This window comes from Pseudoalteromonas sp. P1-11 (assembly GCF_001399995.1).
Taxonomy (GTDB): Bacteria; Pseudomonadota; Gammaproteobacteria; order Enterobacterales; family Alteromonadaceae; genus Pseudoalteromonas; species Pseudoalteromonas atlantica.
In genome coordinates, this window is sequence record NZ_LJSP01000014.1 from 11,750 (window position 1) to 36,909 (window position 25,160).

25 protein-coding genes are annotated in these 25,160 nt (G+C 42.0%); 7 read left to right on the forward strand and 18 right to left on the reverse strand.

All coding sequences use genetic code 11. The features are described 5' to 3' along the window. The first annotated feature begins 98 nt into the window (after positions 1–98). From AN390_RS17065 to AN390_RS17085, 5 genes are read left to right on the forward strand one after another with little or no spacing between them, the layout of a single operon-like run. Entirely contained in the window at positions 99–1,307 is a 1,209-nt protein-coding gene (locus AN390_RS17065; RefSeq protein WP_055255475.1) for an amidase family protein, read from the forward strand. Further along, the gene (locus tag AN390_RS17070; RefSeq protein WP_055255476.1) at positions 1,304–2,878 is read left to right on the forward strand and encodes a gamma-glutamyltransferase family protein; all 1,575 of its coding nucleotides are present in this window, start codon (positions 1,304–1,306) and stop codon (positions 2,876–2,878) included. The genes AN390_RS17065 and AN390_RS17070 overlap by 4 nt, the downstream gene beginning before the upstream one ends. Further along, positions 2,875–3,699, forward strand: coding sequence for a sulfite exporter TauE/SafE family protein (locus AN390_RS17075; protein WP_004587085.1), 825 nt, complete (start codon positions 2,875–2,877; stop codon positions 3,697–3,699). Before AN390_RS17070 ends, AN390_RS17075 begins: the two co-directional genes overlap by 4 nt. Before the next feature lie 3 nt (positions 3,700–3,702). Further along, positions 3,703–4,932, forward strand: a complete 1,230-nt coding sequence (locus AN390_RS17080) for an alanine--glyoxylate aminotransferase family protein (RefSeq protein WP_004587084.1) — start codon at positions 3,703–3,705, stop codon at positions 4,930–4,932. Between the two features lie 14 nt (positions 4,933–4,946). Next, entirely contained in the window at positions 4,947–6,233 is a 1,287-nt protein-coding gene (locus tag AN390_RS17085) for an allantoate amidohydrolase (RefSeq protein WP_055255477.1), read from the forward strand. A gap of 111 nt (positions 6,234–6,344) precedes the next feature. On the opposite strand, the gene AN390_RS17090 is transcribed toward AN390_RS17085, so the two are convergent. From AN390_RS17090 to AN390_RS17125, 8 genes are all read right to left on the reverse strand, one after another. Beyond that, the gene (locus tag AN390_RS17090) at positions 6,345–6,905 is read right to left on the reverse strand and encodes a YrbL family protein (protein ID WP_157686049.1); all 561 of its coding nucleotides are present in this window, start codon (positions 6,903–6,905) and stop codon (positions 6,345–6,347) included. Positions 6,906–7,322: 417 nt separating this feature from the next. Further along, complete coding sequence (locus AN390_RS17095) at positions 7,323–7,691, reverse strand: hypothetical protein (RefSeq protein ID WP_236695113.1); 369 nt, start codon at positions 7,689–7,691, stop codon at positions 7,323–7,325. Between the two features lie 210 nt (positions 7,692–7,901). Further along, positions 7,902–9,440 carry a glucan biosynthesis protein gene (locus tag AN390_RS17100; protein WP_055255479.1) on the reverse strand — a complete coding sequence of 513 codons (1,539 nt, stop codon included), beginning with the start codon at positions 9,438–9,440 and terminating at the stop codon, positions 7,902–7,904. A 476-nt stretch (positions 9,441–9,916) separates the two neighbouring features. After that, complete coding sequence (locus AN390_RS17105) at positions 9,917–10,669, reverse strand: SDR family oxidoreductase (RefSeq protein WP_055255480.1); 753 nt, start codon at positions 10,667–10,669, stop codon at positions 9,917–9,919. A 112-nt stretch (positions 10,670–10,781) separates the two neighbouring features. After that, entirely contained in the window at positions 10,782–11,180 is a 399-nt protein-coding gene (locus tag AN390_RS17110; protein WP_236695114.1) for a hypothetical protein, read from the reverse strand. 49 nt (positions 11,181–11,229) lie between these two features. Further along, entirely contained in the window at positions 11,230–11,748 is a 519-nt protein-coding gene (locus tag AN390_RS17115) for a DUF2569 domain-containing protein (RefSeq protein WP_024032815.1), read from the reverse strand. Between the two features lie 347 nt (positions 11,749–12,095). Further along, positions 12,096–12,347: a Rho-binding antiterminator gene (locus AN390_RS17120; RefSeq protein ID WP_055255481.1), complete on the reverse strand. Its 252-nt coding sequence runs from the start codon at positions 12,345–12,347 to the stop codon at positions 12,096–12,098. Positions 12,348–12,364: 17 nt separating this feature from the next. Continuing rightward, positions 12,365–13,204, reverse strand: a complete 840-nt coding sequence (locus AN390_RS17125; RefSeq protein ID WP_055255482.1) for a DUF417 family protein — start codon at positions 13,202–13,204, stop codon at positions 12,365–12,367. Positions 13,205–13,562: 358 nt separating this feature from the next. On the opposite strand from AN390_RS17125, the gene AN390_RS17130 reads away from it, so the two are divergent. After that, positions 13,563–13,943, forward strand: coding sequence for an N-acetyltransferase (locus AN390_RS17130; protein ID WP_055255483.1), 381 nt, complete (start codon positions 13,563–13,565; stop codon positions 13,941–13,943). Here the strand turns inward: AN390_RS17130 and AN390_RS17135 are convergent. From AN390_RS17135 to AN390_RS17150, 4 genes are all read right to left on the reverse strand, one after another. Next, complete coding sequence (locus tag AN390_RS17135) at positions 13,940–14,575, reverse strand: trimeric intracellular cation channel family protein (RefSeq protein WP_055255484.1); 636 nt, start codon at positions 14,573–14,575, stop codon at positions 13,940–13,942. The genes AN390_RS17130 and AN390_RS17135 overlap by 4 nt on opposite strands. A gap of 172 nt (positions 14,576–14,747) precedes the next feature. After that, the gene (locus AN390_RS17140; protein ID WP_055255485.1) at positions 14,748–15,167 is read right to left on the reverse strand and encodes a hypothetical protein; all 420 of its coding nucleotides are present in this window, start codon (positions 15,165–15,167) and stop codon (positions 14,748–14,750) included. Between the two features lie 260 nt (positions 15,168–15,427). After that, positions 15,428–15,607, reverse strand: a complete 180-nt coding sequence (locus tag AN390_RS19710) for a hypothetical protein (RefSeq protein WP_095206788.1) — start codon at positions 15,605–15,607, stop codon at positions 15,428–15,430. A gap of 155 nt (positions 15,608–15,762) precedes the next feature. After that, positions 15,763–16,917, reverse strand: a complete 1,155-nt coding sequence (locus AN390_RS17150; RefSeq protein WP_004587069.1) for an iron-containing alcohol dehydrogenase — start codon at positions 16,915–16,917, stop codon at positions 15,763–15,765. A 221-nt stretch (positions 16,918–17,138) separates the two neighbouring features. Here AN390_RS17150 and AN390_RS17155 point away from each other — a divergent pair, with 221 nt between their 5' ends. Further along, a complete protein-coding gene (locus tag AN390_RS17155; protein ID WP_055255486.1) occupies positions 17,139–18,038 on the forward strand; it encodes a LysR family transcriptional regulator in 900 nt (299 codons plus the stop codon). A gap of 177 nt (positions 18,039–18,215) precedes the next feature. Here AN390_RS17155 and AN390_RS17160 read toward each other — a convergent pair whose 3' ends face one another. The 6 genes from AN390_RS17160 to AN390_RS17185 all read right to left on the reverse strand — a co-directional run bounded on the left by AN390_RS17160 (position 18,216) and on the right by AN390_RS17185 (position 25,139). Continuing rightward, positions 18,216–18,611 carry a DUF4019 domain-containing protein gene (locus AN390_RS17160; protein WP_223230555.1) on the reverse strand — a complete coding sequence of 132 codons (396 nt, stop codon included), beginning with the start codon at positions 18,609–18,611 and terminating at the stop codon, positions 18,216–18,218. A gap of 105 nt (positions 18,612–18,716) precedes the next feature. Then, complete coding sequence (locus AN390_RS17165; protein WP_055255487.1) at positions 18,717–19,730, reverse strand: MBL fold metallo-hydrolase; 1,014 nt, start codon at positions 19,728–19,730, stop codon at positions 18,717–18,719. A 9-nt stretch (positions 19,731–19,739) separates the two neighbouring features. Then, positions 19,740–21,638 (reverse strand): TonB-dependent receptor domain-containing protein, encoded by a 1,899-nt coding sequence (locus tag AN390_RS17170; protein WP_055255488.1) that lies wholly within the window; start codon positions 21,636–21,638, stop codon positions 19,740–19,742. A 213-nt stretch (positions 21,639–21,851) separates the two neighbouring features. Beyond that, positions 21,852–22,586 (reverse strand): DUF5020 family protein, encoded by a 735-nt coding sequence (locus AN390_RS17175; RefSeq protein WP_004587064.1) that lies wholly within the window; start codon positions 22,584–22,586, stop codon positions 21,852–21,854. Between the two features lie 30 nt (positions 22,587–22,616). Continuing rightward, complete coding sequence (locus AN390_RS17180; RefSeq protein WP_055255489.1) at positions 22,617–23,993, reverse strand: uracil-xanthine permease family protein; 1,377 nt, start codon at positions 23,991–23,993, stop codon at positions 22,617–22,619. 78 nt (positions 23,994–24,071) lie between these two features. Then, complete coding sequence (locus AN390_RS17185) at positions 24,072–25,139, reverse strand: BMP family ABC transporter substrate-binding protein (RefSeq protein ID WP_055255490.1); 1,068 nt, start codon at positions 25,137–25,139, stop codon at positions 24,072–24,074. Positions 25,140–25,160: the final 21 nt, after the last annotated feature.

Consider the following 25,160-nt stretch of genomic DNA (forward strand, 5'->3'; position numbering starts at 1 on the left):
CAGTGGGCTGAAAAATAATAATAAGTAATTCGTCTTTTTAATCACCCTAAATCTGATTATAACCAGTTGGTCAGATTTACTTTATAACGAGTGGTGATATGAGTACCAAAACACATAATAATTTTACCGGTATTTTTTGTGACCATGGCCCTAACGCATGGCAAACACAAACCCACGGCACACTTGTAAATAAGCGCCTTGCGGTAAAAGATGTATTTGCAGTTAAAGGCGAGCGCAACAGCGCAGGTAACCCAAGCTGGTTTAAAGCAGCAAAACCTGCACAGCAAACAGCAAGTGCCGTAAACAAACTAATGAATGAGGGTTGTCGCTTTACAGGCTTTACCCATACCGATGAGCTGGCCTACAGCTTAGAGGGCAATAACATTCACTATGGTGCAGCACAAAACCCAAAACTTAAAGGCCATGCAAGTGGCGGCTCAAGTATGGGTTCGGCTGCAGCTGTAGCGGCTAACTTAGCCGATATTGGCTTAGGCACTGATACTGGTGGCTCTATTAGAATACCGGCAAGTTATTGTGGCTTATTTGGCATAAGGCCAAGCCATAACGTAATTGAAAAAGATGGCCTAATACCGCTAGCGCCCCCATTTGATACCATTGGCTGGCTTACGCAAAATGCAGAGCTGCTAAGCGATGTAGGCAATGTACTGTTACCAAATCAAGCTATTAATAACGTTGATACTTTAGTTATTTGCGAGCCATTATTTGAGCTGGTTGACCCTGCTTTACAAGCCCCGCTTAAACAACTGCTTGAAAAAACCAAACCTTATTTTAAACACCATAAAGAATTTGAACTGCCTAACAGCAGCTTATTAAGCGAACTGGCTGACAGCTTTAGAATACTGCAAGGGCGAGCAATCGCAAAAACGCATAAAGATTGGCTTCAATTGCCAGGGCAACTTCCCCAGTTTGCTCCGGCAATTGCGGCACGTTTTAACATGGCGCTTGCCCTAACCGCCCAAGAAGAGCAAGAAGCACTAAATATACAAACCCAGTGGCAAACACTAATCGCTAAAAACCTAAACACAAACAGCTGTTTATTTTTGCCAACCACACCCACAACTGCACCTAAATTGGGCGCCGACACAAGCGCCTTACGCATGCAAATAATCACCTTATCGGCCATTGCGGGCTTGAGCCGCTCGGCGCAAGTACACTTACCATTGGCTAATTTAGAAAATGGCCACCCGTATGGGTTTTCATTAATGATGAGCCACGGCAACGATAAAAGCCTACTTGCCTGCGTACAACAATTAGCTGCCCACTTTAAACAGGACACACTTGCATGAGCACACACAACATTGCCTTTACTGCCCCGCATTTTGCAGCAACCGAGGCAGGCACCTTAATACTAAAACAAGGCGGTACAGCCACCGAAGCCATGGTAGCGGCAGCGGCTGCGATTAGCGTGGTATATCCGCATATGAATTCAATTGGCGGCGACAGTTTTTGGCTTATTGATAATCCAAACCAAAGTATACCCACTGCCATTGATGCCTGCGGGCGCGCACCAAACGATATAAGCGCCTATAGCAATGAGCCACACATACCAGAGCGCGGCGGTTTAAGCGCGCTTACTCAGGCTGCAACACTTCGCGGCTGGCAAAAAGCCCTTGCGGTAGATGAGCACGCTGCTCTTTCGCTGAGTACTATTTTAGCCCCAGCCATAAAGCTCGCGCGCGAAGGCTTTACAGTATCTAAAAGCTTGCAAGCAGGCTGCGAAAAGCTTGCTACCGCTTCAAATACTAACGCTGCCTTTAAAGAACTTTACATACCTAATGGTAAACCGTTGCAAGCGGGCCAACATTTTAAAAACCCAAAACTTGCCAGTACCTTTGAACACTTAGCCGAGCATGGCTTAAAGGCCTTTTACCAAGGCCCTTTAGCAGAGTCGTTTGCAAACGATTTAGCTGCCGCAGGCAGTGCAATTACACGCGCTGATATTGCCAATACGCAGGCCGATTTAGTAACGCCGCTCAGTGCTAATTTATCGGGCATACAGTGTTATAACTTACCCGCCCCCACGCAAGGCGTGCATTCTCTGCAAATAATTGGCGCTGTTAATAAACTAAAACATTTAGCTAAAACAGAGGCCGATTGGATGCACTTAATTGTTGAGGCAACCAAACAAAGCTTTACTCACCGCCCTACACTGTGGGCCGACCCAGATGCGCTTGGCGATGATTATAAAAGCGCATTAACTGATGAGCGCTTAAATGCGCTTGCCAGCAATATAGATATGAGCCAAGCCAAGCAATGGCCATTTAATGCAGAGCCAGGCGATACCGTTTGGATGGCAGCACGTGATAAAAACGGCCAACTAGTGAGCTTTATTCAAAGTGTTTACTGGGAATTTGGTAGCGGTATTTTGATGAGCGAAGGTGGCTTTGTTTGGAATAACCGCGGTTTAAGTTTTAGCATAAATAGCAACGATGCCAATGCCTTAAAAGCGCATAAAAAACCGGCTCATACACTCAATCCCGCTTTAGCAAAATTTGACGATGGTCGGCGCCTTGCCTACGGCACCATGGGCGGCGAAGGCCAGCCACAAACACAAGCTGCAGTATTTAGTGGGTACGCATGGCGTAATAAATCAATTACCCAAGCAGTCAGCGATCCGCGTTGGTTATTAGGGCGCACCTGGGGCGATACAAGCACAAATTTAAAGGTAGAGCAAAGCTTAGTAATTCAAGTTAAACATGAATTAAATCAACGTGACCACGACTGGGTAAGCGTTGATAATAACAATGAAATGATGGGTCATGCAGGTGCCATTTTAGATACGCCTACCAGCCTTGAAGCAGCCACCGATCCTCGTTCAGATGGTCGCGCAACAGTAACTACAGCAGGAACACAATGACAGAAATAATAAATCAATGGCCGATTATAGCGGCCTTAATAGCAACCGGTATTTTTGCAGGTATTTTAGCAGGCCTATTTGGTGTAGGCGGCGGCATAGTAATTGTGCCTGTGCTGTACTTTTTACTGCAAGGCTTTGGCGTAAGCCCTGAGTCGGCCATGATGATAGCCACAGCGACATCGCTTGCCACCATAGTGCCTACTTCTATTTCGTCGATTCGCTCGCACCATGCCAAGGGCAATATCGACCTTGCTTTAATTAAATACTGGGCCCCGTTTATTTTGGTAATGGCCGTTATATGTAGCTACTTAGCTCATTCTATACGCGGTAATGCGCTGGTACTTATGTTTGCCTGTATTGCCATTTTAGTAAGTTTAAACATGTTATTTAGAGCCGGCGCGCCTGCCCTTGTTAGTAAATTACCAGGTAAATTTGGCCAAGGCATTATGGCAAGTATTGTCGGTGGTTTATCGGTAATGATTGGCATAGGTGGCGGCACTATTGGCGTACCCATGCTAAACGCGTTTAACGTACGTGCTCATGTTGCCGTTGGCACCGCTGCTGTATTTGGCTTATTAATTGCGTTACCGGGTGTTATTACTTTATTAAGTATTGGTACTACACCCACCGATGCGCCGCTTGGCACGTGGGGCCTTGTAAACCTACCTGCTTTTATACTTATTATTCCGCTTACTATTTTGTTTGCCCCTATTGGCGTAAAAATTGGTAGCAAGCTAGATCAAAAACAATTAAAACGCGCCTTTGCCGTTGTATTAATGATAACGGGCATTCGTATGCTTATTCAGACTCTGGGAGCCTAAAACATGTTTAGCGACACGCAAATTCAAACTTTAAATCCGCCACAGCGATTACTCATGGGCCCAGGCCCAATAAATGCAGATCCACGCGTGCTACGCGCTATGTCGGCGCAGCTAATTGGCCAATACGACCCAGTAATGACCGGTTTTATGAACGAAACCATGGCCCGCTATCGCGAAATTTTTAAAACCAAAAACGAATGGACCATGTTAGTTGATGGCACATCACGCGCAGGCATAGAAGCCGTTTTATGCTCTATTTTACGCCCAGGCGATAAAGTACTGGTGCCCATTATGGGCCGCTTTGGCCACTTGCTTGCTGAAATAGCCGAGCGCGTAGGCGCAAAAGTACACACCATAGAAGTCCCGTGGGGCGAGGTATTTACCCCCGAACAAATAGAAAAAGCCATTGTTGATGTAAAACCCCATGTACTTGCTATGGTACAGGGCGATACCTCTACAACCATGAACCAACCACTTGAACACATTGGCGATATTTGCCAAAAGCACGACGTATTATTTTACTGCGATGCCACCGCTTCGATTGTAGGTAACGATTTACCCGCCGATGAGTGGAAACTCGACGCGCTTTCGGTTGGTTTGCAAAAATGTTTAGGTGGCCCGTCTGGCTCTGCCCCTTTAACACTGAGCGATAAATGCGCCGATTGGATCCAAAAACGCAAAAAAGTAGAAGCGGGTATTCGTACCGCGCAGCATACCGACGGCACCGAGCCATTTGTACGCTCAAACTACTTTGATTTAGGCATGATCATGAATTACTGGGGCGAAGAGCGCCTTAACCACCACACCGAAGCCACCAGCATGCTGTATTGCGCATCAGAATGTGCTCGCATTGTTATTGAAGAAGGCGTTGATAACTGCGTTGCCCGCCACAAGTTACACGGCGATGCCATGCTAACGGGTATTCAAGCGCTGGGCTTAAACGTATTTGGCGACTTAAACCATAAAATGAACAACGTAGTGGGTGTTTATATACCCGAGGGCATTAATGCTGACCACGTACGCGGACAAATGCTAACCGACTTTGGTATTGAAATTGGCACCTCGTTTGGTCCGCTGCATGGCAAAATTTGGCGTATTGGCACCATGGGTTACAACGCCCGTAAAGATGCCGTATTACAAACATTGGCAAGCCTAGATGCCTGCTTACACGCCAACGGCTATAAAGGCCCTAAAGGCGAAGCCGCTATTGCCGCCCTTGCCCATTATAAATAAAAAAAGGATTTAGCATGACGATTGCAAGCCCCCTCCATGAGCCATTATTAAACAGTGAGCTGGCTAATAAATTTGCCGCGCGCGCGTTATTGCGCTGTAAAACGCTCAGTGGCCTATCGCAAATGCAAGGTGGCATTCACCGTGTGTATTTATCTAAAGAGCACAAAGAGTGTAACCGTGTCACTGCTGAATGGATGGCTGAGGCGGGCATGCAATCGTGGCAGGACGAAGTCGGCAATTTATGGGGGCGCTTAGCATCATCTAACCCAAACGCTAAACGTTTAATTATTGGCTCACACCTAGACACCGTACCAAACGCCGGTGCATTTGATGGTATTTTAGGGGTGCTACTCGGTATTGAAATAGCCGCCCTTGCACACACGCTTAAGCTTGATTTACCATTTCATTTAGATGTAGTGGGCTTTTGTGATGAAGAAGGCACCCGCTTTGCCACCACGTTAATTGGCTCAAAAGCACTGGCGAACGAGTTTGACCCCCAGTGGTTAAATATACAAGATACAAACGGCATTAGCATGCGCCAAGCCATGCTTGATTTTGGCCTAAACCCTGATGATTACGCTAAAGCCGCCCTTAACAAAAACGAATTACTCGGTTATTGGGAAACCCACATTGAGCAAGGCCCAGTGCTTGAATCGGTAAACCAGGCGCTAGGCGTAGTAACCGCTATTGCTGGCGCCAAACGCGCTATGATCACCCTAACAGGCCAAAGCGGCCATGCCGGCACTACGCCAATGAACTTACGCCAAGATTCGTTAGTTGGCTGCGCCGAGCTTACCCTTGCCATAGAGCAGCTAGCAAAAAACGCGAGTAATGGTGAAGTCGCCACCGTAGGGCAAATTCATGCTCGCCCAGGCGCTACAAATGTTATTGCCGGTAAAACGACTATAAGCCTAGATGCACGCGCACAAAATGATGCCGATCTAGCAGTATTACTTAATGCAATACATACCCGCGCCGATCAAATTGCAACATCGCGTAATTTAACGCTTGATTGGCAATGGACACATGCGGCCGACGCCGTAGCGTGCGACACTCAAATTCAACAATTGTTTAGCAGTGCCTGTAAATTGAATAACCAAGCCTCGCCTTCACTTGCCTCTGGCGCTGGGCACGATGCCATGGCTATTGCCCCTATTTGCCCTGTGGGCATGCTATTTATACGCAGCCCTGGCGGGATAAGCCATCACCCCGCAGAAGCTGTTATTGATGAGGATGTAACAAAAGCCCTTAGCGTAATGTACAGCGCGCTCATGCTGTATGTAAAAGAGTTAGAAAAGTAACTAACGGTTGTGCATCCGCAGGGTAGGCTATGTGTTGTTAGCTTAGCCCTGCGTATTAAACGGGGCTGTGGTTATTAATTAAAGCCAGTATTTAAAGTCGGAGTTTAAAACTTAATTAAGGCTTAAGCCAAGCTCATTTAAACTCGCTTCAAAGCGCTGCCATTTTCTATTTATTTTACGCTTAGCCGATGAGCTCACGTAATTACTAATAGGAAAAAACTCAGTATTACCAATATCATCAACAACAACACACCGCTCAATGGTGCCGTTATTATTAACACACGCTATATTGCGTGGTTTTATTTCTTTGGTGATCACTAAATTGTGCAATAAATAATCTTTTAAATTTAATAGTGGCTCGGCTAAGGCTTCACTATTTGGCTGATTTAAATAATATTCTAGCGTTTTAGCCGGCTGATTATTTGCATCAATCACTAAATCAAACACATACCCTGTGCCAATATTGGTGTGTACCGCACCATGGTATCGCGCTAACAACTGCCACTGAATGTTTCGGTTACTAAGTCGCTTATAATAAGCCAGCTCTTGATCTTGCTCCTGCGAAAACCCTTCATGGCTTACTTTTATACATAAATTATGTGCCTCAGGGTGCATGTAACACGTTCTATGCGCCCCTTTACCTACAATTAAATCGTCGTTCAATGAGATCAAACCAATTTTCGTCCTAACGTAAATTTACAAATACCAATTCGCTTAATTAAGTAACCTGTTTTGAGGATTGGTATAAAACGAGGTAAATAACACGCCTTAAAATCGCACGCTTAGTATTTACATCTATTAATGCAGCTTTTATTACTATGTCAGTAATAAAGTAGGTACATTCGTTAAATAAGCCGGCCATTTTAACTATAAATTAGGGTTTATCAAGGTAAATTAGCTACAGTTTGGATGTATTAAAGGCTAAGGTAGATTTGCTTTTGTATTATTATTAAAACGAATACCAGGCTATTGAGATAAGAAAGAAGAACAAAAAACTTAGATTTGTTCGCGGTAGTTAACCTAGTCTTACAAATAAATATTTAGATAGTAGAAGCCCCGTCTTTACTATCTAAATACGCCGGTATATAGCTAAACCGACTTTGTATATTTGTATTCGCATGATACAACAGCTGCACATAAGCCACTAAAAGCTAAAATACAAACTGCAGAAACTGCACCCCAAATTGACATTATCATCACAGGTAAACCGGCATTTGGTGCAGACATAACTATTCCATTCCCTAAATCTTTAGGTGCGCCAAGGTTAGAAAAAACACCAAATAAACCAATGCAAATAGCTATAAAAAACAGTATGTAACTCAAAAACCCAAGCACTCTAGAAGCGATAAGCAGGCCCTTAAGGTTTTCTGTTTTAATTGTTGAGTACGGGTAAAGTTTCATATTCATCCTTAATTTAATTACTTTTATTATTGTTCTGAGCGAATGTTTATTATTCACACAAGCAAACTTAAAAACAAGTAGGAGCAGCTTAAAATAGCTAAATTCACCAAGTAGTTAGCCAAGCATGTTAAATTTATAACTAAGCATTAGATGTATATTGAAATAAGAAAATTGCTTTAGCTAACCCTCGCTAAAAACATTTATTTTGTAGTTATTCGGGTGGCTACATAAAACTAATTATAGGGCCACCCGCTTTAATTTTTATAGTTACTCAATCGTTACCTTTGCATCACTTACCCATGTTTCGGTTATCGCCTCTTCGCTTTTATCAACCAAATACGCGCGTATGCTTACGGGGTCGTTATTGCTCTGTTTGTAGTCAAACGCTAATCGCCATTGGTTGGTCCCCACTATTGGGTAAGCACCAATTGGCTCCAGTATTTCGCCGTTACTGGCTTCAACAATAGGCTTTATGCCACTTTCTCTATCTAGGCCTTTAAATACTGGGCCTTCAAAATCAATCACCATTTTGTTTACGCCCTCAGGAATTGGCTGGCCAGGAATTCCGCCCTGCCCTTGGCGAGTATTAACAACACTTGCTAGGTTTTTTGATTTTGGATCGAGTGGACGCCACTCAATATCATAAGAAAAGGTAAACTCATCGCCTTTACGTACCTCTTTTTCAGGCACCCAATAGGCAACAATGTTATCAAACGTTTCATCTTTAGTTGGGATTTCGATTAGCTGCACAGCGCCTCTCCCCCAATCGCCCGTAGGCTTGATCCACGCTGATGAACGCTTATTGTAAAACACGCCGTCGTCTTGGTAGTTATTAAAGTCACGGTCTCTTTGGATTAAGCCAAAGCCTTTAGGGTTTTCATCAATAAAGCTATTGGTCGACACCGACTGCGGATTATTTAACGGTCGCCAAATATACTGGCCCGACCCAGTATGAATCGCTAAGCCATCGCTGTCGTGAATTTCTGGGCGCCAGTCTTTCGCTACCGTTTTATCTTTTTCTGAGTACCAATACATGCTGGTTAGCGGCGCTATACCTAAGCGCTCTACATCGGCGCGCATATACAAATTAGCACTTACAGAGGTAACATGCCCTTTGGCCTCTTTGTTGTCTTTACTCAAACCAAACCGATAAGCACCTGTAACAGAGGGCCCCTCAAGTAATGCCCACACAGACATGCTCTCACCTTTATTTTCTGCAGGGCCTAGCCAAAATGCCGAAAAGCGTGGAAATTCTTCTGGCTCACTCATACCGGTATTAATTGCAATACCGCGAGCCGACAACCCATATTGCCCCTGAGGGCCATCAGTTCTAAAATAAGACGCCCCCAAAAACGATATCCAATCTGGTTTTATATCAGGGCGCATAATTCTAAAGCCTGCAAACCCAAACCCTTCTGGCAGGTCGTGGGCAGGGCTATCGTCAGGCATATCAAAAAGTGCATTATTAAAAGGCAGTTCTTTAACGTTGTTTTTATCATCTCTGATGAAAATACTTACCGGTTCAGGAAAATATCGCCCAGGGTAAAATAATTGCACCGGTGCCTTTTTGCCATTTGGGTAGAGGGTTTCATCTTCTTTAAAGCGTATTTTCCAATGTTCGTCATAGGTGATTTTATCAATAAGCTCAGGGGCTGGCACTTCCACAGGCGTATAAGGCTTTTTGGCAGAGGCTTTTGCCATTGCTTTTAAATCTTCAAAAGTAAACTTAGCACTTGCTTGTGCTTGCGCCGCGTGTAACGACACAGAGGAGGCAATAATAGCGGCAATAAATAACTTTAACTTCATAAAAAGTATCTCTAATAAAGGGAGTCTAAAAATAAGCGCCCAGTACGAACGCCTAACTTAAAATGCTTGTAAAGATATTACACACCGCAATATGAACTCGCGTTTACTAAAATAACGTTATTTGGCGAAGCTTCTATGCTTAGCTGTGTTTGGGGGAGATTGTGTTTGAATAGCTGTCTTTAGGGAAGATTGTGTTTGAATAGCTGCGTTTGAATAGTTGTGTTTGAATAGTTGTGTTTGAATAGCTGTATTTAATAAATGCGGCTGATATAGCTTTTACTTAGTTAAAGCCAGTTAGTGCTTTAAAATCGAAATACTGATCTGTGCGTCGCTGCTACGCTTAGTATAACTACCTGATTAATGCAGGCTTGTGAACAAGAACTGAGAAGTCGAGTAGCATATTCAATCCTTTTTTAACAACACCCACTTAAAAGTGTTAAGCGTGAGGAATTGCCATTACATTGGTTTGCTATGTATTAAAGGCCACCACATAAGTCTAAAAAATTCCCTGTCGAAAACGATGACTTTGCTGATGAAAGCCAATAAATAGCTTCGGCCACCTCCTCAGGTTCACCTCCACGCTTAAGAGGAATAAGCTCCTTTAACCTTTCTACTCTTTCAGGTTCACCACCATCAGCGTGCATTTGCGTATTAATTAGCCCAGGACGCACACAATTAACTCTAATTCCTTCACAGGCAACCTCTAGAGATAAACCTTTAGTGAGTGTATCTATAGCCCCTTTTGAGGCAGCATAATCAATATATTCATTCGGTGAACCTGAACGAGATGCCCCCGATGAAACGTTTACAATAACGCCACCTTTTCCGCCATGGCGTGTAGACATACGCTTTATGGCCTCTCGACAGCACAAGAAGTAACTAGTCACGTTGTTTGCTAAAATAGTATTAATTCTTTCAGCTGTTAAATCCTCCAAACGCGACTGCTTACGTAAAATACCAGCGTTATTAACAAGTACTGATAAAGGACCTAGCTCGGCATCAATTTTTTTAAACAGCCTTAGCACATCATTCTCAACCGAAACATCTGCTTGGACTGTAATACAACGATTACCTGCAGCCCTAATATCGCTTGCGACAGCTTCGGCCGAAGCTAGATTAGACTTGTAATTGATACAAACCGCATACCCTTTTGATGCAAATAATTTAGATGTAGCAGCACCAATACCTCGACCTCCGCCCGTTATTAAAACCACTTTTGTGTTATTCATAAGTCATCCTTAAATAATGATGATGGAGGAATATAAAATGCTTTGCTAAACAATAAGTTGTTGGCATAAATTAGCTATACAGGAGACAAACCAGCTGTTTAGGTTCTGCTTTTCATTTTTTTATTACGCTAAATTTTTTACTACGTACTTGAATACCAAGTAGCGTCCCTAATAAAACAGCAATGACATGCAGCAAAGCTGGAATCAAATATATTAAAGGCTCCATTGATATTTCTATCAAAATAGATAGTAAGGCACCGACACTTAAGTTAATAAACCAATAAACAGCCGCAACTAAAAAGGCGTGTTTATAGGGGCTCACCGTTTGCTTGTACCCTAAGTAACAATAAACAATTAAAGAGGTTCCAAACCCGATGGCGTAATGGGTAGAAGTGTATAATATACTTTTAACCATTTCATCAAAGCCAACAATCTGTGTTGCTATTGTTGATAAAGCAATTAGTAATAAATACAAGCCTACTGAAAAGAGTAAAATCCTAGAGTATTTCACAATAATTCTCTAGTAATATAATTAGACTGTAGATTTGAATGCTAACGCCTCAAGCTTCGCTGGCGTCCTGATGACTTGATTTGTTAGGCATTTTTTCAACGAAGGTTGCCTTAACCCTTTTAGATAAAAGCAAATACGGTACCCAGATTATTCCGCCTATCAGAACTCTGAAAAATTCTTTAGCTGTTTCTGGGTCCCAAATGGGCTCATCAGGCATGGCAAACTGTACTAGCCATGAGTCTAAGGGTATAAAAATCAATGAAATCACCACTATTAAGATGTAAGTGAAGGGAAACCTATAGTTCTTGGAGAAAAATAGAAATGCTAAATATATTAGGGCAGCAAACATTGCTACGTTATATACAATTTCACCAATTATAAGTGGAGCCCAAAATGGACTGTATGCTTCCGAGCCAACGGTCGTTAAAGCTTCCCACGTACCATCACTGAATATTGGTTGGAATAAAGGAAAGGTTGTAGCAAAGAGCCTGATTGGGCCCATTACGACTCCAATACCAACTAATATAAGCCAACCGGACAGCCCTTTAAGTTCTTCATTATTACTCACGGTATCTCCTTGATGCCTAACAGTTTATTGAACACCACTTTGGGGGGTTATAACGCCTAAAACGGCGCATATTACATTGCTCAATAATTCCACTAAATAACTGTAATGTAAACAAGCAATTAGACAGGAGTGAAAAAGCCTTTGTTATGTTGCCCCAAAACGACTTTTAATAATGTTATTGGACAACGTCACAATAGCTGTTTATATGCACAGTTTACTCTAAAGGTAAATTTTGCCTTTGTACATTTAGCCGTATGAGTTAAAGCATTGGCTAGATAAGCGAGCCTTAACATAATGATGAAACAGGCCCGCTGGAGTGTTTATGATAAAACGAATTGGTTAGTGATTTACTTTACATCAAAGTTCACATGATCAAAGTAAGGATTACTCTTACGTGCTTTAAGTAGATTAATTGTAGTGAGCACAATAAGCTTTAGCTCGCCATTTACGTTAATGGCAATGCACTCTTGTTTGAGTGCATTGCGTTTTGTATCAGTTGCTACACCACATACACCATCGCCATTTTTTAAAATAAGCTCAACGCTTAAATGGTGCATACAGGCAATTTCGATGTAATCGTAATGGTTGCAACTGATCATAACGTCCTCTTTATATATTATTTAGCAGGTTTAAGTAGCATTAAAGTGGCAATAACAATTAAGTTACCTACATACCATAAATCTTTAATTACAAATTGCCCTAAACGCTCTAATAACGTGCTTGAGCTAAACGCGCCGTTTGCGGTAATTAAAAATGTTTGGGTCATTAAAAATACACTTAAACACGCTAAGCCACTAACAATAATAAGCTTTTTATTGTTAAGTAAAATGCCTGCACCAAGTAGTACTGCAAATAATACATCAAACCCACCAATGATATTTGATGCGCCTTGTACGCTAAATACCGTGTATAACCACGACATAAACGGTGAGGTTTCTACTAGGCCTACAATAGCTTTGGCTTCAAACTCATAAAATTTCATGCCGCCAATCCACAATAAAACCATAGCAACCGGTATAAAGTTTAAAAGTACGTGTTGTTTGTCAGTAAGCTTATTTTTATAAAACAAAAATAAATACAAAGGGATAACAGCAAAGTATTTAATTATGCCTTGCCCACTGCCAATAATTGGAAAGCCGCCTAACTGTGCCATCCAGCGGTTACTGGCAAATAAGGTAAGTAAAGGCACTATGCTAACAACTAATGCGAGTATAACTGCAGGTACAGGCTTTATTAATTTTAAATGCGCAGCTAAGGTGGTGACTGCCAACGCAATCATCGCGCTGCCTGTGAGCAAACCTAATGTATTGTTACTGAGTAAGGTATCAAGTTCATAAAAACTAAAGGTAGCTGAGAGTGTGTTTGGGTTTGCACCTAAAGCAAACGATACACCAAGTAATGCAAAGCTGAGTGTAAGTAAAAAGGTGAGTGCGTTATTTGTGTGTGTTATGTTCATTGTGTGCCCATTAAATCTGTAATGGCTAATAAAGACCTAATTTTTACAGAAAGTGATTCAACTAAAGTTAAATTTTTTAAATACAAGGAAGGACATTTTGGTTTTTACGTTTACAAAAGCCACGCCCGAAAAGAGGTTTAACCTGAGCTTTGGTTAAGAGATTTAGATATAGTTGGTTAGTAATGTTACTGGGTCTGTTTTCTCTAGCTAGAAATTTTAAGTGAAAACAAGGCGAATTTGCGCGTCAATAGCTAGCCTATTGCAAGTAGATTCAACGCAGTTAGCGCTAAAAATAGCTGCTTGAGATAGATTTATTAGCCAAGGCTCAGGTTATTAATTATGTCTTAGAAAACTTACTATGGTAGAGCACCTTGAGGTGGCCGGCTTATTTTTAACTGAGCAACAGCATAATGAAAGGGTTGACGAGCAATACGATTGCTCTCATCTCATACAGTTTAATGGTGATACTATAGGTACGCTAAAGTACAAAATAGCGGGTAGCCACATTGAAATAATGCAATTACAAATACACCCCAACCATCAAAATAAAGGCTACGGCAGAGGCGTTATTGAGCAAGTAATTAAAACTGCAAAGTTAAAGCCTATCAAACTAACAGTACTTAAAAACAACCCTGCTAAAGCACTTTATACTCGACTAGGCTTTAAGATCACTGGGGAAGATAACTATGAGTACCATATGCAAACTCAGCCAATTAATAACTCCCGCCTTAAAACCTAATCACTTTGATTTTTAAAATCTTTTTTTCTGAAAATGGTTAGGTGCCAGCCCCATTTAAGCGAGCCTAGCCTTAAAAATACCGTAGAAAACAATGAGCCTAAAATACACCAAATATAATCAATACTTAAAGTAAACAACGCTGCATATACAAGGCCACCAATTAAACACGCTGAGGCATAAGGTTCGTTTCGCATAACCGAGGGCAACTCACGACAAATTACATCGCGTATAAGCCCACCAAAAATACCGGTTGTTACACCCATAGTAATGGCGATTAACATACCTGTGCCGCTAATCAGCGCTTTTTCGATCCCCATAATATTAAACAGACCCATGCCTATGGCATCGACGAATAAAAAATAAGAGTTATTTACATGAGGCAAGTAACGTACAAATAATATTGTGGCCACAATGGCGGCGTAAGTTGAGTATAAATATTCGGGCGTAGCAATCCAAAATACAGGCTTATTTAGCAAAATGTCTCTGAGAGTACCGCCGCCAAGCGCTGTGACAGTAGCCACCACTACCACCCCAAAACCACTTATGTTTTTTTCGTAGCCTAGCAGTGCTCCTGCAACCGAAAAAAAAGCCACTCCGAGCAGCCCCAGCACCATAAAGTATTCAGCAGTCATGTGCATTCCCTTTTAAATTTTATACTTTGGTGTATCAATTTATATGCCAGATGTAATTAGCAAAAGCCAAAAACGAGGATTGAAAGTACATTTAAAAACAATGGGTTAATAAACTTTTGATGAAATTAATGATGGGTTATTGTGATATGCGATATTTAAAAAGGTAATTATTTTAAAAGTGAGTAGTTTTTACACATTTTTTATAAGTAGGACTGTAAATTAAATTATTGCGATTAACCCATTCATAATAAGCTAAATAGCCAACAAAAAGAGACTCTAAAATTAATAGGCTTATACCCTTCCAACTTGCAGAATCTAGGTATATAAAAATGAAACAGATGCAAATCAATGTCCAAAATGTGTTAGCTAAAGCTAATAATTTAATGATCAAAAAGCTTCTTTTTCTTTTAGAAGCCAACAATAATGCCAGCGCACCATAAAGCATATTAGCTGCTGTAATAAATTGAAGGACATATAGAGGTAAAGAATAAACTTCGTGAAACCATCCTTGAAAACTAAACAACGTTAAACCTGCAAGTAGCCCTGCGACACCGTCAAGAAAGAGTATGTCGAATTTTTTATATGTAACCACTTTTAGTATCTTTCAGCTTTTAGTTGAGCTGCCTTTTTTAGTGCCCACCAGCCAATTATTAGGCTCATTAGTATACGTACGGGAAAGTAAATAACGGCTGGAATGCCGAATAACCAATTAGCAAAGCTTTGCGGCATGACATAAAAAGCAACCTGCTTCACCCAATATCTAATACCAACCCGCAATAATACTTAATCATTTTTAGGGGCTAAACGTGTCGCTATCTGCGTATCAACACGTTTATCTATCCTCAAAATAGATCACTTAATTAAGTGGATTGGTATAAACCCTACATACTGCGCTAAAAAGTCATTAAGCGATAAGCTCAAAAATGCTAAATTATTACTGATTAAAACCCATAGTGCATGCAAGCCAAGCAGGCCATCGCCCACACTGCCAATATAAGATGAGTAACCAATAAATAATAACAAGCCGCGCATGGTAAGTCCCTGTTAGCTGTGTTGTAGAGTTAAATAATAAACTAGCTTAGTTAATTGCACCATTTAGCCTTTAGCTTTTAGCTTTTAGCTTTTAGCTTTTAGCTTTTTGAGCATAAAAAATGGCGCTAAAAAGCGCCATTCAAAAAACAATTAAATTAAAGCGCTAGGCTTAAAATTTTCTTCGCTTTAGCTATGTCAATATCGCCATGTTCGCCAAGGGCTGTCATGCCGTTACGCTCAAGGTTGTTGGCAACGGCTTCAACCGCGTCTTCACCTAGGTCGTAATCGCCAAGTTTTGTTTTAATGCCCATTTGCTCAAAAAAGTCTTGAGTATGTTTAATGGTTGCATCAATCAGCTCGTTTTTGTCTTGCATATCAAGGCCAAATACACGCTCACCTAACTGAATAATTTTAGCCCGTTTTTGCTCTTGCTGAACAAACATAAGCGGCGGTAATACAATTGCAAGTGTTACAGCGTGATCTAAGCTATAAAGCGCTGTTAGCTCGTGGCCAATCATGTGCGTAGACCAATCTTGCGGTACGCCTTGGCCAATTAAGCCATTTAGTGCCATCGTTGCCGACCACATTACGTTTGCACGAACATCGTAATCTTCTGGGTTTTCAAGGGCTTTAGGGCCTTGCTCAATTAGCGTAGATAAAATGCCTTCTGCAAAACGGTCTTGCAGTGGCGCATTAACTGGGTACGTTAAGTATTGCTCAATAACATGTACAAACGCATCAACTACACCGTTAGAAATTTGGCGAGTTGGCAGTGAGAATGTATACGTAGGATCAAGCACGGCAAATTGCGGTTGTACAATTGGCGTACCAAAGGCACGTTTTTGCTGGGTTTCTTTACGGGTAACAACTGAGTTACCGTTGCTTTCTGAGCCAGTAGCCGGAAGCGTTAATACCGCGCCAATAGGTAATGCACTTTTTACTTCTGCGCCATTAACTAAAATATCCCAGCCGTCGCCTTCGTATTTTGCTGCTGCCGCTACGTATTTAGCGCCGTCGATAACACTACCGCCGCCTACAGCTAATATAAAGCTAACGTTTTGCTCTTTCACAATTTCTACAGCTTTTGAAAGTGTTTCGTAAGTTGGGTTTGGCTCAACTCCCGAAAACTCCACAAAGTCCACACCTTCAAGTGCATTTACTACATCGTCATATACGCCGTTCTTTTTGATCGAACCGCCACCGTATAAAAACATGACCTTGCCTTGGCTTGGTACGCGGCTTGCGATCTCATTAATTTGATCTTTGCCGAATAAAATCTCGGTGCGGTTTTTAAATGCAAAATTTAACATATTTGTACTCTACTTGGTTACGGGGCTCAGCCCCTGGTGCTCATTGCTTTATAAAATGGGAATTAATAGTTAACTTTCAAGTAATTAATTACCTATTTTATAAATTAAATATGAAAACGGTTAATGTCTAACTGAACGAGCGCAAGTGTACGCGCACTTTACAATAACTAGAATTCAGTTAATCTTGCTTTACCCATCGGATTTCTGATACCTAATGTTTTATGTCTTATTTTGTACAATTACGCACCTTTGTTGAGGTATATCGTTGTAAAAACATCTCTCGGGCTGCTAAAAATTTGGGGCTGTCGCAACCAGCTGCAACCGCGCATATACAAACAATGGAGTCGGTGGTAGGTAAATCGTTATTTGAGCGGCGTCACCGAGGCGTAGAACCAAGTAATGCCGCCCACGATTTAGCAGGCCAAGTGGCAAATCACCTTGATGCTATAGAGCAAAAAGTCGCCTCGGTACGCACCCGTTCAAACGATGTGAGCGGAACGATTACACTAGCCGGGCCCGCCGAATATATTAGTTATGTTGCCTCTGCACAGCTGGCAAATTTGTTACAAGCAGGCAATGTTGATGTGGTCGTGCTGCCCGGTAATCGTGAGCAAATTTATTCAGCGCTCGACACCGGCGTTGCCGATATGGCTATTACAGCCTCCCTGCCCGATAACAAAATTTACGACTTTGAAGTGCTCGACAGCGAAGAGCTAGTACTGGTGGCGCACCGTTTATTAGCGCAAAGCTTAGAGGGGCAGACCATTACGCCAGCACTTTTAAATACGCTGCCGGTGGTTAGTTACGACAGTCAATTACCGCTTATACGCCAGTATTTTGATATTGTATTTAAGCAAAGCTGTACGTCAAAAATAATTGCTCGCTGCCCCGACATACGCGCGCTCGCTGGCATAGTAAGAACCGGTGTAGGCTATACCGTGCTGCCTGATTATATATGTCATGACGATATTCAATCGGGTAGATTAATTAAACTTGGTCCGCAAGGGCCGGAAAACAATTTGTACTTAGCGTGGCGTAAAGGGGCGCTTGCTCACCCGCGGCTTAATTATGCCCGCGATGTGTTAATGGCTTTTTCTAATATTAATAAATACGCAAAATAGTTTTTTAACTTATACCAATCCGCATAATTAAGTGATCTATTTTGAGGATGGGTAAACGTGATGATAGCAAGGCAAAAAATTCGCTATTTAGTTGTTCTCGGCAATTGCTCCTGCATTGCGACACGTTTAGCCCCTGAAAATCATTATGTATTATTACGGATTGGTATTGAACGCTGGTTATTTAATAAAATAGCCAACCGCGCGCCATTGCCCACTGCTTTTACTTAATGTAAGGGTTTCAACCGCAAGCCTTGCTGAAAATTGCGTTTTAAATTGCACAATAAGGTATTCACCTTGCGGGGCACCAGGTAAAGATGAGTAAGCATTAGCACTTATTTGTTCTCGCGTAGCCACTTTACCTAGTGGCGCACGCACTGTGTTTAGGGCGCTTTTCCAGTTTGCTTTACTTAATTGCGATTTAAATAACGCATCGGCTTGTTGCCAACTTTTTGTGTATTCACCCGCATCAATTAACTGTAACCAGTTTATTGCTACGGGCATATTTTTAGTAGTTTCGGCCCACACTGAGCAGCTTATAAACAAGCATAAAATTAAAATGAGGGGTTTCATCATTCTTCCTTTTAATCTGGCGTTAAAAGTAAATATAGATACTCCAAATTACAACACATTGGTTAAATGGTTAACCCCTAATATTAAAAACTTTTGCAAATAAGTGCCTTACTCTCCTTTAATTTTTAAAACCTGCGCGTAAGTGCAATCGCTCAACATAGAAAAACCATGCGAGGCTTGCTCTTGACCTATTACAAATGGATGCGCCGCCTCGGGGGCTCTATTTTTAAGTTGCTTTATGCGCTCAAACGAACCATCGCGTTTAGGGTGATTTGATATAAACACATCTACACCGGCTTGCATTGCCAGATTGCCAAAACGTTTAGCGGCGACACTGTAAGCGCTAATTCGCTCAATATCAGGCCCATAGTTTAGCCCAGTCCCTCCCCACAGGCTTAGCATATGTTTTTTGCCGTTATCGTATACTGGGAACAACAACGAAATAGTGCCAGGGGTGTGTCCAGGCGTTAAATGAACGCCAATGCTAGTATCGCCAAGCGTAATTGTATCTGCCTTTTTTGTGCTTATATCTCTTGTTGGCCGTTTGCCCCAACGTGGGCTTTCAAAATCAAGCTTTGGTTGTTCTAAGCGTCGCCACTCAACCTGACTCATTACAACACGCGGTTTGTATTTATTAACTAAGTACTCTTGCCCACCGTAATGATCACCATGCCCATGGCTAATAATTAAATACTTAATATCTTCGGGGTTTAAGCCTAGTGTGAGCAAACCTTTTTCAATGTAATTTTTAGCTTGTTCGTTGTTATTTAGCACATCAATAACAATAAGCCCTTGTGATGTTTTAACTACCCAACTTGCCACTCCACCAGTACCTACATAATAAAGGTTGTCAAACACTTGTGTAGGTTCAATCGTTGATGAGCGCCGTTTACTACCCAACTTTTTACTGCGCTTTTTACCTTCATTATTAGTGCGAACACGCTTTGTTAAATCACGTAACGGGTTTTGTATATCGCATAGGCTTGTTAACCCCGGAAACTCATCAGCGTACTGCATTCCTTTTTCGACGTAATCTTGCGCTGTTAATTGTGTATTTTGCGCAATAGCTGGGTGCGTAGCTAAAAAGCTGAGTACCACAGCAGAGAATATAAATTTTGGCATAAACACCCCTTATAGTTTTGTATCTATAGCTAGCCAGTAGCGTCGGCCATCTTCTACATAGCCGTATTCATCGTAGCTGGTTGCTTTATCAAATATATTGTAAATACCAAACATAACTTTAACGTTACCGTTTACTTGCCACGCACTGCCTATATCTGCTGTTGCAATAGAAGGGGCTGAGGTTAAACGGCTAGTTATAGAGGCTGCTTCGGTTTCTTTACCGCGGTAATTAGCACGTGCCCACGTATTAATGTTATCGCTTACATCCCAGTTAATATTTAGCGTTGCTAAATGTTTAGGTATTTGCGTAAGTGGCTGGCCTTTATTGTCGCCACTGCGTTGCTCAGAAAACGTATAGCTGTAGCTAGTTGCAAGGGTAATATCTGCACTTAACATTGTTTCTATATTTAGCTCAGCCCCATAAGTCACCGCTTTATCAATATTGATGTTATAGCGGTCGGTTTCATCACCACACACTGTGATAGGACATAAAACGGTGTTAATTTTGTCTTCAAAGCTATTATGAAAAACCGTGATATTAGTTTGAAAATCACTGTTAGCATAATACACAGCCGCTTCTTTACTGACGGATGTTTCGGGCTCTAGGTCAGCATTTCCATATAAGTCGCCACCGCGGCTGCTTTGGATCCAATTAGGGCTAAGCTCGCGTAAATCTGGCGCTCTGTAACCGGTAGCTACGCCCGATTTAAAGGTCCATGCCTCATTAATATTCCAAACTCCGTATAGGCGTGGACTCAAGTGCGAATCAAACTGCTCGTTATCATCAACTCGTAAACCCGTGGTAATGGTAAAATCGGGGTGTAAGCTCCACTCATCTTCAGCAAATAGCGACCATTGTTTGTTATCTATTTTAGTAATAGTGGCTGCGTTTGTTGTTTTGTCATCAAGCTTTTCTTGTTCAAATGCGCCGCCTAATGTTACATGGTGGTTTTCAAGTGCAATTGACCACTGCGTATTTGCTAAGGTATTTTCGATGGTTATTTCACGGCCTTCGTTTTCAACCGACTCTTGTTGAATATACGAATGCGCAGCGCCCCAACTATAGCTACCTTTATGTGCTAACGACCACGTGCTGCGATTATTGTTCGTTTCGCTAGAGCTATTTCGACTAGGTAACGATAGCCCCGATGTAGAAATACGTTTTTGATCGTGTTCGCTGTATTCAAGCGATATCACATCGTGCTGCGTGGCTGTTAAATGCAGTGTACCACTGTAGCTTGTCAGCTCTTTTTCACCGTAACCGCGCTCAATTGCATCTTCTTCACGCTCTTGGTAAAGAGCCGAAAGGTTAACGCTTAATAAATCTTTTATTAATGGCCCCGCTGCATATATTTGCCCTTGGTATTCATCACCCGAATTACTGTTTTCTTGCTGTGTGGTTTCTAGGCGAACATTAGCATGCCAATTGTCGTAATTTTTACGGGTTATAACATTAATAACGCCGCCAATTGCATCCGACCCATACAACGTAGACATAGGTCCACGCACAACTTCAATACGTTCAATAGCATCTAGTGGTGGCAGCCAATCTTGCTCAAAGCCACCGCTGCCGCTTGGTTGTGATTCACGCCCTGACTGCTTTTTACCGTCTACCAAAATAGCAGTGTACTGCGCTGGCATGCCACGCACGCTTATATCTTGTCGCGAGCCACCACCGGTAACCGTAACCCCTGCAACATCGTTAAGTGCATCGGTTAAGTCTTTATAAGCGCGGTTTTCTAGCTGCTTTTTGCTAATTAAAGTAATAGAAGCTGGCGCTTGCGCTAAGGTTTGCTCAAAGCCAGAGGCGGTCACTACTATTGTTTCTATATCATTGTTAGCGTTAGCCAAAGTGTAAAATGGCGCGACAGCAATTAGAGGCAGAGCTAAAGTGTTTTTCAGAGTCATTACGGGGTATTTAATTAGTTATTTTACGTAATGATAACAATTATCAATACACTCAGCAATTAACATTTCATTAATCCACAATAAAACTTAACCGATTAAGCCATAGGTTACTGCAGTGTCATTATTAACAATAAACCAATTTTATTGCGTTTAATGTACAAAATAGGCTGCATTAACTAGCAGCCTTTTTTGTATTCTGTAACGCTTAAAGTTTTAAAAATGCCATTTAACCATTAGGTTTGGATTGTGCTCTGTTTGACCATCTACACCAAACTTATTTTTCCAATATACGTATTCTATACCTACATCAAGGCGACCTGTGTCTAGGCCAAGCATAGGAGCAATGTTGTATTTAAGTTGTGAGGTAAAGTTAAAACCGCCTTCGCTTTTACCAAACATAGTGTCGGTACTGTCAACAATATCTAAAAAGCCATCGTATCTAAAGTTACCCTTGTTATAGCCCCACGTTACGGTTATTTGGTTGTTATCTTCACGCTCTATGCCAATATCGTCCTGAAAACGACGGTAATAAGCCACATTAAAATATTGGAACCCTGGTACATCTAACGATACGCCGCCACCTAATAAGTAGTTATTTTGATCGGTATCGCCCGAGCCATATTCTGTTTGTAGGCCTAAAAATACCTCTTTAACAAAGCTATTTTGTGGCTTGTACAGCGTTGGGTTTATGTTTAGCTCTCCGTATACTTCATCGGGGTTACTTAATCTATCCATAAAAAAGAAGGTACCGCCCCATGTATGCCCCGATGCATGCTCAATGGTTACTACGCTTCTGTCATCTTCCTCCCCCGAGAACGGCTCGAGGTAATCGGCGCCGGTCATGGCGGTTATACTAAAATCTGACCACAGCTCTTTTGCCGACACACTACTTGAACACACCGCGATAGCACTGACTAAGGCTAATTTTTTAATTGTTGTAATTTTCATTGTTAATCCCTTTGTTATAATTTTATTAGTCTAGTTAAGATGATCTGTACTTGCTGAATAATTTTCTGGTAAAACAAGTGTCATAACGATGGCGGTTAAACCCGATACCGTTACAGCGCTGCCAAAAATAGCGGTTACCAACTTAGGCGCATTTATAAACATTTCGGGCACAAAGCTAACCCCTAGCCCCATACCTAAGCTCACCGCAATAATAAGTAAGCTACGACGATTTATTTTTTCGCTTGCAAGAATTTTTACTCCTGCGGCTGCTACTGTGCCAAACATGACAAGCGTTGCACCACCTAGCACTGGTTTAGGAATATTTTGTAGCACGGCACCAATCACCGGAAATAACCCTAAAATAATCAAAATTACACCAATCCACAGGCCAATGTATCTACTTGCTACACCGGTTAACTGAATAACGCCGTTATTTTGGCTAAAAGTGGTATTAGGAAACGTATTAAATGCGGCAGCAATCATTGAGTTAACCCCATCGCCTAAAATACCGCCGCGTATACGCGCTAAATAGCTTGCGCCTTTTACCGGTAATTTAGACACCGCACAATTTGCGGTTATATCGCCTGTGGATTCAATGGCGGTAATTAGGTATAAAAAGCTAAAGGCAATCATGGCGCCAAAATCAACATTAAAGCCATATTTGAATGGTAATGGCATGGCGATTAAATCAAATTCGCCCATTTTAAATTTGGCTATACCTAAAATAAGAGCAAGTAACCAGCCTACTAACATGGCAACGACTACAGCGGTAAGCCTTACCCACTGATTTTTGCTAGCATTTAGTAATACCACCAGCGCCACCACCGAAAAACCCACAATTAAGTTGCTTGGCGAGGCAAACTTTTCAGGCATATTAGTTAATAACCATTGCCCGCCGCCTATGTCGGTCATACCTACTTTAATGAGGTAAACCCCAATGGTGGTGATCACCACACCGGTCACTACAGGCTTAATTACTTTGCCAAGCTTTTCTATAAAAAAGCTAATAAATATCTCTACAAAGGCTGCTAAAAAACACACCGCAAAAATGGTGGCAAGTACTTCATCGTTTCCGCCTCCAGTGGCTTTTACGGTAAAACCGGTTGCCAAAATAGTGCCTAAAAACGCAAAGCTGGTGCCTTGTACGCAAATAAGCCCTGAGCCAATTGGCCCCACACGGCGAGCCTGAATAAATGTACCAACCCCCGATACAAACAACGCCATACTAATTAAATACGGTATTTCGCTACCAAGCCCCAACACGCCACCAATAATAAGCGTGGGCGTAATAATACCTACAAAACTTGCCAGTACATGTTGCAGGGCAGCAAAAAAAGATTCGGTCAGCCCTGGTTTATCATCTACTGCGTAAATTATGTCTTCTGAGATTGCTTCTTGGTTTGACATAGTCAACATCCTTTTAGCGCTTTAATATGGGCAAGGTATAAATGCCTTGCCTAGGTTTTAATTTAAATACAGTGGCGCTTATTTAAGCTGCCCTTCAACACCCTCTACATAAAAGTCCATACCCAGTAAGGTTTTATCATCAATTGTTTGCCCCGCTTTAGTTACCAGCTCACCTTGCTGATTGTTAATTGGGCCACTAAATGGATGAAACTCACCGTTGGCAATTTTGGTTTTAATCGCCTCTATCTCTGCAACAACATTGGCAGGAATGTTTTTACTCAGCGGCGCTAAGCGGGTCATACCGGCATCTATGCCTTTCCATACATTTTGCGATTGCCATTTATCGTCAAGCACTTGCTGCACGCGCTCGGCGTAAAACTCATCCCAATGATGCACAGGCGCCGTAAGGTGCGCTTTTTTACCATAGCCGCTCATATCTGAGTGGTAACCAATGGCGTATATTCCGGCGGCTTCTGCGGCTTGAAGTGGCGCAGGTGAGTCGGTGTGTTGGGTAATAATATCAACACCTTGGTCGATTAAACTGTCGGCAGCTTCGCGCTCTTTACCAGGGTCAAACCAGCTATTAACCCACACTACTTTTACTTTTGCGTTAGGTTTTACTGAGCGCAGGCCTAAAGTAAACGCGTTAATACCGCGTATTACCTCAGGAATAGGAAACGCGGCAATATAGCCAATACTGTCAGATTTACTCATGTGCCCAGCAATAACACCGGTTAAGTAGCGCCCTTCGTAAATACGGTCAAAATAAGTGCCCACATTTTTAGCGCGTTTATAACCTGTTGCATGCTCAAACTTTACGTTAGGAAAACGTTTAGCCACTTTAATGGTCGGGTTCATGTAGCCAAACGAGGTGGTAAATATTAAATCGTGCCCGCTTTTGGCTAATTGTGTAATAACTCGCTCTGCATCGGCGCCCTCTGGCACGCTTTCTACAAAGGTTGTTTTTATTTTTTCGCCAAATTTATCCTCTAGGTAACGGCGGCTTACATCGTGGGTGTAAGTCCAACCAGCTTCGCCAATCGGGCTTACATATACAAACCCTACTTTTACGCTGTCTTTTGCCATTGCACTCGCGCTTAACCCTAAGCTAAGTGCTACGCCAAGCGCTGTTATTAGTTTTTTCATTGTTATTCTCCGTGTTGTATT

Coding starts and splice junctions, on each gene's coding strand:
- AN390_RS17080 (WP_004587084.1), top strand. CDS start 3,703: ATGTTTAGCGACACGCAAATTCAAACTTTAAATCCGCCACAGCGATTA.
- AN390_RS17105 (WP_055255480.1), bottom strand. CDS start 10,669: ATGAATAACACAAAAGTGGTTTTAATAACGGGCGGAGGTCGAGGTATT.
- AN390_RS17070 (WP_055255476.1), top strand. CDS start 1,304: ATGAGCACACACAACATTGCCTTTACTGCCCCGCATTTTGCAGCAACC.
- AN390_RS17150 (WP_004587069.1), bottom strand. CDS start 16,917: ATGTTAAATTTTGCATTTAAAAACCGCACCGAGATTTTATTCGGCAAA.
- AN390_RS17100 (WP_055255479.1), bottom strand. CDS start 9,440: ATGAAGTTAAAGTTATTTATTGCCGCTATTATTGCCTCCTCTGTGTCG.
- AN390_RS17075 (WP_004587085.1), top strand. CDS start 2,875: ATGACAGAAATAATAAATCAATGGCCGATTATAGCGGCCTTAATAGCA.
- AN390_RS19710 (WP_095206788.1), bottom strand. CDS start 15,607: ATGCGCGGCTTGTTATTATTTATTGGTTACTCATCTTATATTGGCAGT.
- AN390_RS17180 (WP_055255489.1), bottom strand. CDS start 23,993: ATGTCAAACCAAGAAGCAATCTCAGAAGACATAATTTACGCAGTAGAT.
- AN390_RS17165 (WP_055255487.1), bottom strand. CDS start 19,730: ATGCCAAAATTTATATTCTCTGCTGTGGTACTCAGCTTTTTAGCTACG.
- AN390_RS17120 (WP_055255481.1), bottom strand. CDS start 12,347: ATGATCAGTTGCAACCATTACGATTACATCGAAATTGCCTGTATGCAC.
- AN390_RS17085 (WP_055255477.1), top strand. CDS start 4,947: ATGACGATTGCAAGCCCCCTCCATGAGCCATTATTAAACAGTGAGCTG.
- AN390_RS17065 (WP_055255475.1), top strand. CDS start 99: ATGAGTACCAAAACACATAATAATTTTACCGGTATTTTTTGTGACCAT.
- AN390_RS17175 (WP_004587064.1), bottom strand. CDS start 22,586: ATGAAAATTACAACAATTAAAAAATTAGCCTTAGTCAGTGCTATCGCG.
- AN390_RS17125 (WP_055255482.1), bottom strand. CDS start 13,204: ATGAACATAACACACACAAATAACGCACTCACCTTTTTACTTACACTC.
- AN390_RS17155 (WP_055255486.1), top strand. CDS start 17,139: ATGTCTTATTTTGTACAATTACGCACCTTTGTTGAGGTATATCGTTGT.
- AN390_RS17170 (WP_055255488.1), bottom strand. CDS start 21,638: ATGACTCTGAAAAACACTTTAGCTCTGCCTCTAATTGCTGTCGCGCCA.
- AN390_RS17130 (WP_055255483.1), top strand. CDS start 13,563: ATGGTAGAGCACCTTGAGGTGGCCGGCTTATTTTTAACTGAGCAACAG.
- AN390_RS17160 (WP_223230555.1), bottom strand. CDS start 18,611: ATGATGAAACCCCTCATTTTAATTTTATGCTTGTTTATAAGCTGCTCA.
- AN390_RS17135 (WP_055255484.1), bottom strand. CDS start 14,575: ATGACTGCTGAATACTTTATGGTGCTGGGGCTGCTCGGAGTGGCTTTT.
- AN390_RS17185 (WP_055255490.1), bottom strand. CDS start 25,139: ATGAAAAAACTAATAACAGCGCTTGGCGTAGCACTTAGCTTAGGGTTA.